At 68.7% G+C, this 9,864-nt stretch carries 10 protein-coding genes; 2 read left to right on the top strand and 8 right to left on the bottom strand.

The window, feature by feature from the left end:
• A partial coding sequence (locus AAHM41_RS36415) for an AAA family ATPase (protein WP_342241532.1) occupies positions 1-356 on the top strand: 356 nt, incomplete at its 5' end.
• Here the strand turns inward: AAHM41_RS36415 and AAHM41_RS36420 are convergent.
• From AAHM41_RS36420 to AAHM41_RS36455, 8 genes are all read right to left on the bottom strand, one after another.
• Entirely contained in the window at positions 357-686 is a 330-nt protein-coding gene (locus AAHM41_RS36420; protein WP_342241533.1) for a TfoX/Sxy family protein, read from the bottom strand.
• 16 nt (positions 687-702) lie between these two features.
• A complete protein-coding gene (locus AAHM41_RS36425; protein ID WP_342241534.1) occupies positions 703-1,563 on the bottom strand; it encodes a FadR/GntR family transcriptional regulator in 861 nt (286 codons plus the stop codon).
• On the bottom strand, positions 1,530-3,089 hold the full coding sequence (locus tag AAHM41_RS36430; RefSeq protein ID WP_342241535.1) for a HEAT repeat domain-containing protein: 1,560 nt from the start codon (positions 3,087-3,089) through the stop codon (positions 1,530-1,532). Before AAHM41_RS36430 ends, AAHM41_RS36425 begins: the two co-directional genes overlap by 34 nt.
• A 107-nt stretch (positions 3,090-3,196) precedes the next feature.
• Positions 3,197-4,048, bottom strand: coding sequence for a carbohydrate ABC transporter permease (locus AAHM41_RS36435; protein ID WP_342241536.1), 852 nt, complete (start codon positions 4,046-4,048; stop codon positions 3,197-3,199).
• Complete coding sequence (locus AAHM41_RS36440; protein ID WP_342241537.1) at positions 4,038-4,976, bottom strand: carbohydrate ABC transporter permease; 939 nt, start codon at positions 4,974-4,976, stop codon at positions 4,038-4,040. Before AAHM41_RS36440 ends, AAHM41_RS36435 begins: the two co-directional genes overlap by 11 nt.
• On the bottom strand, positions 4,973-6,193 hold the full coding sequence (locus tag AAHM41_RS36445) for an ABC transporter substrate-binding protein (RefSeq protein ID WP_342241538.1): 1,221 nt from the start codon (positions 6,191-6,193) through the stop codon (positions 4,973-4,975). Before AAHM41_RS36445 ends, AAHM41_RS36440 begins: the two co-directional genes overlap by 4 nt.
• A 61-nt stretch (positions 6,194-6,254) precedes the next feature.
• Entirely contained in the window at positions 6,255-7,568 is a 1,314-nt protein-coding gene (locus AAHM41_RS36450; protein ID WP_342241539.1) for an alpha-L-fucosidase, read from the bottom strand.
• Entirely contained in the window at positions 7,565-8,878 is a 1,314-nt protein-coding gene (locus tag AAHM41_RS36455) for an L-fuconate dehydratase (protein WP_342241540.1), read from the bottom strand. The genes AAHM41_RS36450 and AAHM41_RS36455 overlap by 4 nt, the downstream gene beginning before the upstream one ends.
• 221 nt (positions 8,879-9,099) lie before the next feature.
• On the opposite strand from AAHM41_RS36455, the gene AAHM41_RS36460 reads away from it, so the two are divergent.
• Entirely contained in the window at positions 9,100-9,792 is a 693-nt protein-coding gene (locus AAHM41_RS36460; protein WP_342241541.1) for a FadR/GntR family transcriptional regulator, read from the top strand.
• Positions 9,793-9,864: the final 72 nt, after the last annotated feature.

Genomic DNA, 9,864 nt, shown 5'->3' on the forward strand with positions numbered 1-9,864 from the left:
GGGGCGCCTGCGCCTGGGCGCGGGCCGACCGCGCCTCGGCCGAGGCCCATCAAGGCTGGGTGTTCTTCGACCGCGGCCTGGTCGACGCCGCCTCCGCGCTGCAGCACATGACCGGCGAGCCGGCGCTGGAGACGCTGGCCCGGCCCCATCCCTATCACCGGCAGGTGTTCCTGACCCCGCCCTGGCCGGAGATCTACGGCACCGATCCGGAACGGCGTCACGGCCTCCACGCCGCCGTGGCCGAATACGAGCGGCTGCTCGAGGCCTATCCGGCGCTCGGCTACGAGGTCGTGGTCCTGCCGAAGGTGAGCGTGGCCGAGCGCGCCGACTTCATCCTGCGCATACTGGCCGAGTAGCTATTTCGGCGGCAGCGACCGGACGAAGGCGAGCGCGGCATCGAGCAGCCGCCGGCGCAGCGCGTCGTCGCCATAGGCCACGGCGCCGGCCCGGACCCAGCCCGGCATGTGCCGGCCCTGCATGATCATCGGCGCGACGCCCGGCTGCTCCAGCGCCCAGTCGTCGTTGCCCTTGCCGAGGCGGACCAGCATGCTGTCGACCCGCGCGCCGCACAGCAGATTGCCGTGCAGCAGCCAGGCCAGGCCGCCGAACATCCGCTTCTCGTCCAGGCCGGGCTCGGCGCCCAGCGCCTCCCGCACCAGCTCCTCCAGCCCCGGATCGCGCGCCATGCCGCCCTCCCCGTCTTCAGTCTGGCGCCGCCACCTTCTCGGCGATGCCGCGGTTGCGGATCAGCATCGCCATCACCGCGTCCCGCGCCTTCTTCGGGTCGCGGCCGCGGATGCCCTCGGCAATGCCCATATGATAGTCGGCGGAGGGGCTGTAGGCATATTCCGGCGCGATGCCGTGGGCCGAGACCAGGAACTGCACCCGCAGCAGCACGTCGAGCGGCCGGGCGAAGCCGGACAGCAGCCGGTTGTGCGAGGCGTTCAGCACCGCCAGATGGAAGGCGACGTCGGTGTCCAGCACCTGCGGCATGGTCTCCACCGCCAGCCGCGCGGCCAGGGCGACGATCGCCTCCGCCTCCTCATCCGTGGCGCGCAGGGCCGCCAGCTCGGCCGCCTGCGGCTCGACGATCTCGCGCAGCTCGGAGATCTCGACCAGGAAGCGGCCGATGCCGTCCGGCTCGCGCAGATGCCAGGCCAGCACGTCGGGGTCGAGGATCGACCATTCCTCGCGCGGCCGGATGCGCGAGCCGTAGCGCCGGGCGGTGCGGATCAGCCCCTTGCCGGCCAGGACCTTGATCGCCTCGCGCATGGCGTTGCGGCCGACCGCGTATTCGGCGGCCAGCTCGGTCTCGGTCGGCAGCGGCCGATCGGCAGCATAGCGGCCGGCGACGATGGCGCGGCCCAGCGCCTGCACCGTCTGGCGCACCGCGCCTCCCGCGAGCGAGCGGCCGGACGCACCGGACAGGGTGCGTTCCAGGAGGGCGGCCAGCGCCTCCGGATCCTGGGCTGAAGGCCCGCTGTTGGGGGAGTGCCGCCGATCCGCCAATGCCGCGCCGTTGAAACAGGTCAGAAAATGCTCGCCGACGTCGTCATCGGACACCAGCGGGAAAGCCTCAGATACGGTAGCAGCACCCGGTATGCAGCGTCATCCCCAATGCGGGACAGCGCCTCGACCGCATAGCCGCGGACATAGCGGTTCGGGTCGTCGGTCAGCACCCGGCCGAGAGCCGGCACCGCCGCGGCGGCCGCCTCGCCCATCCGCGCCAGGCCGAGCACGGCGTCGAAGCGCACCTCCGCGTCGGCATCGTCCAGGGCCCCGGCCAGGGCGGCGACGATCGCGTCATCGGCCGGCTTCAGCCCCAGCGCCTCGACCGCGGCGATGCGCAGATGCGGATCGGCGTCGCCGGCGGCGGCGATCAGCGCGTCGCGCACCTCCGCCCCGGTGCCGGCGATCTCGCCAAGGGCGAAGGCGGCGAATTTGCGCGACCGGCCGGCGCCGCTTCGCAGCAGGCGGAGCAGCTCCGGCACCGCCGGCGCCCCGATCTCGACCAGGCCGTAGGTGGACGACAGGGCAATGCAATCCTTCGGTGTCAGCCGGCCGGAATCGCTCTTGTTCGAACCGTCCTCCGGATCGCGGCGGGTGTCGGCCTCGACCCGCTGCAGCAGGGCCGGCAGCGCGGCCTCGCCGATCGCGCCGAGGGCATAGGCGGCGTCGAGCTGCAGCGCCTCGTTGTCGCCGTCGAGATGGGGCAGCAGCGCCGGCACCAGCGCCGCGGCCGGGGGGCCGAGATCGGAGACGGCCGACATCGCGGCCGCGGCGTCCGCCGGCGTGCCGGCCAGCGCCGTACTCAGGGCGTCGAGATCGGCCGCGCCGCCGGCCGCGGTGCCGCCGGTCAGCCAGCGCCAATGTGCCTTCCAGGCCGCCTCCATGGCGAAGGACGGGGCCTGCTCCGGCGCCCGCCAGGCCGGGTTGGTATGCGGCCAGGCCGGGGCTTCGACCGGCGCCATGCGGATGAACTCGAACTTCATCATGAACCGCTTGTCGGCGGTCAGGTTCTTCATCTTCCGGTGCCAGATGTCGTAGTGGATCATCAGCACCGAGCCGGCCGGGCCGGAGCCGTTACGCTCCAGCGCATCCGGGTCCTGGATCCCGGCGGCGAGCAGATGGCTGCCCGGCACCACCCCGGTCGGCCCCAGCTCGGCCGGCGTGTCCTGCGGGTAGTACATGATCATGACCCAGCGCGGCCGGTGGTTCCGCACCCGCCGCATGTAGCCCCAGTAGCTGTCCTTGTGCCAGTTCTGGATCGGCGAGCCGGGCGGGTTCTTATGCAGGGCCCGGTGCGGGTGCATGATGTAGTCCGGCCCCAGCACGCTGGTCAGCGCACCCTTCACCACCGGGTCCTCGAACACGGCGTTGATCTCCGGCACCAGCGGCAGCAGGTTGTTGCCCGGATTCTCGTGCCGGTCGGCGCCGATCAGGTCGTCGAAACGCTGGAAGATCTGGTCGTGGAACGACTTCGGCAGCGCCGTCTGCAGCACCAGATAGCCGTTCGCCAGGAACTGCCGGATCTGTGCGTCGGTGAGCAGGCGCGGCGCCTCGGCCTGCGCCGGAACATGCATGTCCATGGTCGGTCCCTTCCCCGCCTTGTCGGTTGGCTTAATCGATACTGCGACTCTAGATGGGATTTAGCAATATGGTTGTTTCTCTAAATCCCCTTTTGAAAAATCACCTCTCACCGCCCGCCGAACCCCGAATTCATGGCGATGCCGCTGAAGATGTAGCGCTGCAGCAGGATAGTCAGGCACAGGCCCGGGATCATCGAGATCGCCGCGCCGGCCATCAGGTAGTTCCACTGCGTGCCCTGCTGGGTCTGGAACATGGTGAGGCCGAGCGGGATGGTCGCGTGCTCGGTGCCGTTCACGATGATCAGCGGCCACAGGAAGCTGTTCCACTGCGCCGTGAAGGTGAACAGGGCCAACAGGCCGAGCACCGGCAGCGACATCGGCAGGATGATGCTGACCAGGATGCGCAGCCGCGAGGCGCCGTCGCACAGCGCCGCCTCCTCCAGTTCGCGCGGGATGGTCTTGAAGAACTGGCGCAGCATGAAGGTGCCGAAGGAGCCGAAGGCGACCGGCAGGATCAGCGCCTGGAAGGTGTTGACCCAGTCGAGCCTGCTGATCAGCAGGAACAGCGGGATCACCAGCACCACTTGCGGGATCATCAGCGTCGAGAGATAGGTCAGGAACAGCGCGTCGCGGCCGACGAAGCGCAGCCGGGCGAAGGCATAGGCGGCGAGGCTGGAGACGGTCAGCACGATCACGGTGACGGCGCAGGAGACCAGCGCGCTGTTCAGGAAGAAGCGGCCGAAGGGCAGATAGACCCAGGCGTCGAGGAAGTTGCCCCATTGCCAGTCGCTGGGCAGCAGTCGCGGCGGCACGGCCAGCACCTCGCCATTCGGCCGGATGGCATTGGTCAGCATCCAGAAGAACGGGAACAGGAAGGCCAGCGCCACCAGCGCCATCGCCCCCTGCGAGACCAGCGTGCCGGCCGTGACGATGCCGGTGTCCTTACGCCTAGTCGTCATAATGCACCCATTTCCGCTGCAGCCGGAACTGGAACGCCGTGAGCGCCATGATGATGACGAACATCACCCAGGCGATCGAGGAGGCGTAGCCCATCCGATAGGTGGTGAAACCGTTCTGGTAGATGAAGAAGCCGAGCGTCGCGGTGGCGGCGCCGGGCCCGCCGCGGGTCATGGAATAGACCTGGTCGAACACCTGCAGCGCGGTGATCGCGGTCATCACCGTGCCGAAGAACAGTGTCGGCGAGATCAGCGGCAGCTTGATCCGCCAGAAGCGCTGCCAGGGGGTGGCGCCGTCGATCTGGGCGGCGTCGAGATAGGTCTGCGGGATCGATTCCAGCGCCGCGCCGAACAGCAGCAGGTTGTAGCCGAAGCCCGACCACAGCGAGACGATGACGATCGCCTGCATCGCCCAGGCCGGATCGACCAGCAGGTTCGGGATCGGCAGGCCGAGCGACTGCAACAGCCAGTCCATCAGCCCGCCCGGGGTGAAGATCAGCACCCAGACCAGCGAGGCGCCGATCATCGGGGTGAAGGTCGGCAGGAAGAAGATCAGCCGGAAGAAACGCTTGCCCCAGCGCAGGCTGGAGATCCAGACCGCCATGCCGACCGACAGCACGATGTTCAGGACCAGATATTCGGCGGTGAAGAAGAAGGTGTTGGCCAGCGCCCGCCAGAAGCTGGGATCAACCTTGAACAGCCGGATGTAGTTGGCGAAGCCGACGAATTTCGGCTCGGTCAGCAGCTGCCAATTGGTGAAGCTGAGCGCCAGCGACGCCACCAGCGGGAACAGCAGGAAGGCGAGGAAGCCGAGCAGGCTGGGCAGCAGGAACCAGAAGGCGGCCCGCCCCTCCGCCCGGAAGGCGCGGCGGCGGCGGGCCCGCGGCGCCGCCGTCACCTGCGTCCCGAGATCCTGGGCCTGCACGGTCATTCGGCGGCCAGGCCCTGCACGGTGTCCAGCACCTCGGCGCCGGTCTGCGACCCGCCATAGGCCAGCGGCGCATACTGCTCCAGCAGCTCATACACCGTGTTCCAGTTGGCGGTGGTGCGGTAGGGCTGGGCGGTCTTCAGCGCGTAGTCGATGGTCTCGCGGGCATTGGCGACGTCCTGCGCCGCGACGTCGTACCAGTAGCCCTGCTGCGCGGTCCGGGCCGGGAAGGCGCGGCCCTGCGAGGCCAGGTACTGCTCCGCCTCCGGCCCGGTCAGCACCTGGATCGCCTTCCACGCCAGGTCCTTGTGCGGGCCGGCCTTGTTGATGCCGAAGCCCGACCCGGCGCTGAAGGTGATGCTGCCGGCCTTGCCGGCGGGCAGCGGCGCCAGCCCGACCGGGAAGTTGGAGGATTTGCGGATGTTGATCATCTCCCACGGGCCGGTGACGTACATGGCGACGTTGCCGGCCAGGAAGCGGCCGCGGGCGATGTCGCCGGAAGGCTGGCCGCTGGCGGCGATCACCGGCGCCACCTTCTCCTTGGTCACCAGGTCGACATAGGACTGGAAGGCGGCCTGCAGCTCGGCGTCGCCGAAGTTCAGCCCGCCCTCCCCGGTCAGGTACTTGGCGCCGTCGGACAGGGCGAATTCCAGCCAGTCGCTGGCGGTGACGGCGAAGCCGTAATTGCCGTCCTGGGTCAGCGCCTTGGCCGCGGCCAGGAAATCCGCCCGGGTCCAGCCGGCCTTGGGCGGCTCGACCTTGTACTTCGCGAACAGGTCGCGGTTGTAATAGACCGCCAGCGGGCCGAAATCATAGGGCAGCGCGTAGAGATGGCCGTCGTAGCTGAGGCCTTCGAGGATCGACTTATCGAATTGGCCGAGGTCGAAGCCCTGCTTCACATACTCGTCCAGCGGCTCGAACAGGGTCGTGAAATTGGACAGTCGCAGCGATTGGATGCTGACGATGTCCGGCAGCGTGTTCGACGCCGCCAGGGTCGGCAGCTTGGTCCAGTAGTCGCGCCAGGGCGAAGTCTGCAGCTCGACCTTGATGTCGGGGTACTGCTTGTTGACCAGCCCGGCGACGTGCTGCCAGGCCGCGGTCTCCGCGTCGGTGCTGCTCCACATCTGCCAAGTCAGGGTCACCGGCTCGGCCCGGGCCGGGGCGGCGGACAGCGACAGGGCGGCGGCGGCCACCGTCAGAATGGTCGTCAGCGTCTTCATGGCGTTCGTCCTCCTGTTGCGGCCGCCTTCTGCCGGGCGGACGCTTGATGGATGGTCCGGCTCAGTCCTTCAGGAACAGCTCCACCACCGGCACCGTCACGTCCGGCCGGCGCACCGGCAGCTCCAGCGTCAGGGTGCCCGCGGTCAGCGGCACATGGGTGTTGCCGCCAAGCGCGGGATTCGTCGCCTCCAGCCGCTTCACCTCGCTGGCGTCGTGCAGCAGCTGGGCGTAGGCGACCTTGCCGCCGAGCCCGTCGAGATGCAGGTGCCGGAACGGCCAGGCAAACAGATGGACGTAGAGCCGGTTGCCGTTGCGGGTCAGCCGGCAATCGCGCGGCACCGCGATCTCCGCCCCGGCCGGGCCGCAGCCATAGATGCTGCGGCCATGCAGCTCCAGCCACCGGCCATAGGTTTCGAGCGCCGCCTTGGCGCGGTCGTCGAAGGTGCCGCGGCCGGTCGGGCCGACATTCATCAAGAGGTTGCCGCCCAAGGCGACGTTGTCGACCAAGAGCTGGATCAGTTGCTCCGGGCTCTTCCAGCTGGTCTCGTCGCGGTGATAGCCCCAGGAGCCGCTGAAGGTGTGGCAGGATTCCCAGGTCACCTCCCGGTCCAGCACCCGCGGCGCCTGGCGCGGCAGGAACTGTTCCGGCGTGGTGATGTCGGGCGGCACGCCCAGCACCTCCAGCAGGTCGAGCCGGTTGTTGACCAGCACGTCCGGCTGCAGCTCGCGCACCAGCGCCAGCAGCTGCTCGCTCTCCCAATCCTTGTGGCCCTTGCCGGGCAGGTCCTTGTAGGGCCGGTCCGGATAGGAGAAGTCGAACCACAGCACGTCGATCTTGCCGTAGCCGGTCAACAGCTCGCGCACCTGGTCGCGCATATAGGCGGCGTAGCGGCGCATGTCCCGACCCTGGTTCAGGGCCGCCACCTCCGGATGGTTGCGCTGCGGGTGGTGGACATCGATGGTGAAGTCCGGGTGGTGCCAGTCGATCAGCGAGTAGTAGAAGCCGACCTTCAGCCCCTCGGCCCGGAACGCCTCGACGAAGGGCTTGATCAGATCCTTGCCATAAGGGGTATTGGTCGCCTTGTAGTCGGTGACCTTGCTGTCCCACAGGCAGAAGCCCTCGTGGTGCTTGGCGGTCAGCACCACGTATTTCATCCCGGCCTTCTTCGCCCGGGCGGCCCAGTCGCGCGGGTCGTAGAGGTCGGGGTCGAAATGCTCGAAATAGGCCCGGTAGGGATCGTCGCCGATCTCCTCCCGGCTCTTCACCCATTCGTGCCGGGCCGGCAGGGCGTAAAGGCCCCAATGGATGAACATGCCGAAGCGGTCCTGGACGAACCAGACCTTCTTCTCCTCCGGCAGGAAGGTTGCGCTCACGGGCGGGTCTCCTGGTCGTCGCGCCAGGCGCTGCCGTCTGGGAAGCGATGGGCCTGGAGCGAGGCGGGCTTCATGGCGATGGAGTAGCCGGGCGCGGTCGGCACGGCGTAGCAGCCGTTCTCGATCCGCACCGGATCGACGAAATGCTCGTGCAGATGGTCGACATATTCGATGAAGCGGCGGTCCTTGCTGCCGCTGACCGAGATGAAGTCCCACATCGACAGGTGCTGCACGTATTCGCACAGGCCGACACCGCCGGCATGGGGGCAGACCGGCACGCCGAACTTGGCCGCCATCAGGATGATGGCCAGGTTCTCGTTGACCCCGCCGACCCGGGCCGCGTCGATCTGGCAGAAGCCGAGGGCGGTGGCCTGGAGATACTGCTTGAACATCACCCGGTTGTGGACATGCTCGCCGGTCGCGACCCGGGTGCCGTAGCGCCGCAGCACCCGGTCGATCGCCGCATGGCCGAGGATGTCGTCGGGGCTGGTCGGCTCCTCCACCCACAGCGGCTTGAAGGGCAGCAGGGCGACCGACCATTCGATCGCCTGGCCGACATCCCAGACCTGGTTGGCGTCGACCATGAAGGTCAGGTCGTCGCCGATCTCGGCGCGCACCAGGGCGGCGCGGGCCAGGTCGGCCGCGCGGTCGGCGCCGACCTTGATCTTGAACGCCTTGAAGCCCTGGGCCAGCGCTTCGCGCACCAGGCGGCGGATCTTGTCGTCGCTGTAGCCGAGCCAGCCGGCGCTGGTGGTGTAGGCCGGGTAGCCCTCGGCCAGCAGCTGCTCGATCCGCTCCGCCTTGCCGGCCTCCTGCTTGCGCAGCAGCTCGACCGCCTCCGCCGGTGTCAGCGCGTCGGTGATGTAGCGGAAGTCGATGCAGCGCACCGTCTCCTCCGGCGTCATGTCGGCCAGGAGGCGCCACAGTGGCTTGCCCTCGGCCTTGGCCCAGAGATCCCAGATCGCGTTCAGCATCGCCGCGGTGGCGAGCTGCATCACCCCCTTCTCCGGCCCCAGCCAGCGCAGCTGGCTGTCGCCGGTGAGGTGGCGGTAGGTCGCGCCCATGTCGCGGGTGAAATCCGCCAGGTCGTGGCCCAGCACCGCCGGCTTCAGCGCCTCGATCGCGGCACAGACGATGTCATTGCCGCGGCCGATGGTGAAGGTCAGACCGTGGCCCTCCAGCCCGTCATCGGTCGACAGGATCACATAGGCGGCGGAATAGTCGGGGTCGGGATTCATGGCGTCTGACCCGTCCAGCGCTTTCGCGGTCGGGAAACGGATGTCGAGGACGCTGATCCGGTCGATTTTCAAGGGTGTCTCCGCCCCAGGACGGCGCGCCATGACGGCGGCGCCGAGCGACGTTCCACAACCGCTCTTGCGGCGGCTTCCCTACCGTTTCGGCGGCAGGTGCTGGCATTAGGGCGTGGGTGCGGCTAGGCTGTCAAGTGGTCAGGCCAGCTCAAATGGGATTTAGAAGAAGATTCTTGAGCGCCGGCTGGGACCGATGGTGAGACCTTCGAGCGGCAGGCACGATGCCCCTTCAAGCGGTCGTCAATCGCAAGCTCTACATCCAGATCGCCGAGCAGATCACGGCGGCGATCGAGTCCGGCGAGTTCAGGCCGGGGCAGCAACTGCCCTCCGAGCGCGACCTGGCGCAGGAGCTGGGCGTCAGCCGCCCGACCGTGCGCGAGGCGCTGATCGCGCTGGAGGTGGCGGGGCTGGTCGAGGTCAAGGTCGGGGTCGGCGCCTTCGTCCGCGCCGCGGCCCGGCCCGGCAGCGCCCTGCCCGAGGCCGACCATTCGGCGCTGGAGATCATGCAGGCCCGGGCGCTGGTGGAGCCGGAGCTGGCCGCGCTGGCCGCCCGGCACATCACCGCGGAGGGCCGGACCGAGCTGGCCGGCATCGTCACGGCGATGCGCGGCCAGACGGCGCGGCGGGAATGGTCGCAGGAATCGGACCGGGCGCTGCATCTGCTGATCGCCGAGCATTGCGGCAACCAGGCGCTGCGGGAGATCGCCCTGACCCTGTGGCGCGGCCGCGAGGAGGGGCTGAGCGCCGCCTTCCATCGGCATCTGTCGCGCCAACCGGCGCTCTTGGACCGGATCATGGCCGACCATGACGGCATCGCCACGGCGATCGCCGCCGGCGAGCCGGACCGGGCCCGGTCGGCGATGGCCGCGCATCTCGACTACGTCCAAAGGGAGATGCTGGCCGTCTGGGACTGAGGTGGATTCGATACCATTCCTGGATCGATCGATGCCCAGTCGGAAATAGAACTGGATCGAACCCGCTCCTAG

The organism is Inquilinus sp. OTU3971 (assembly GCF_038440215.1).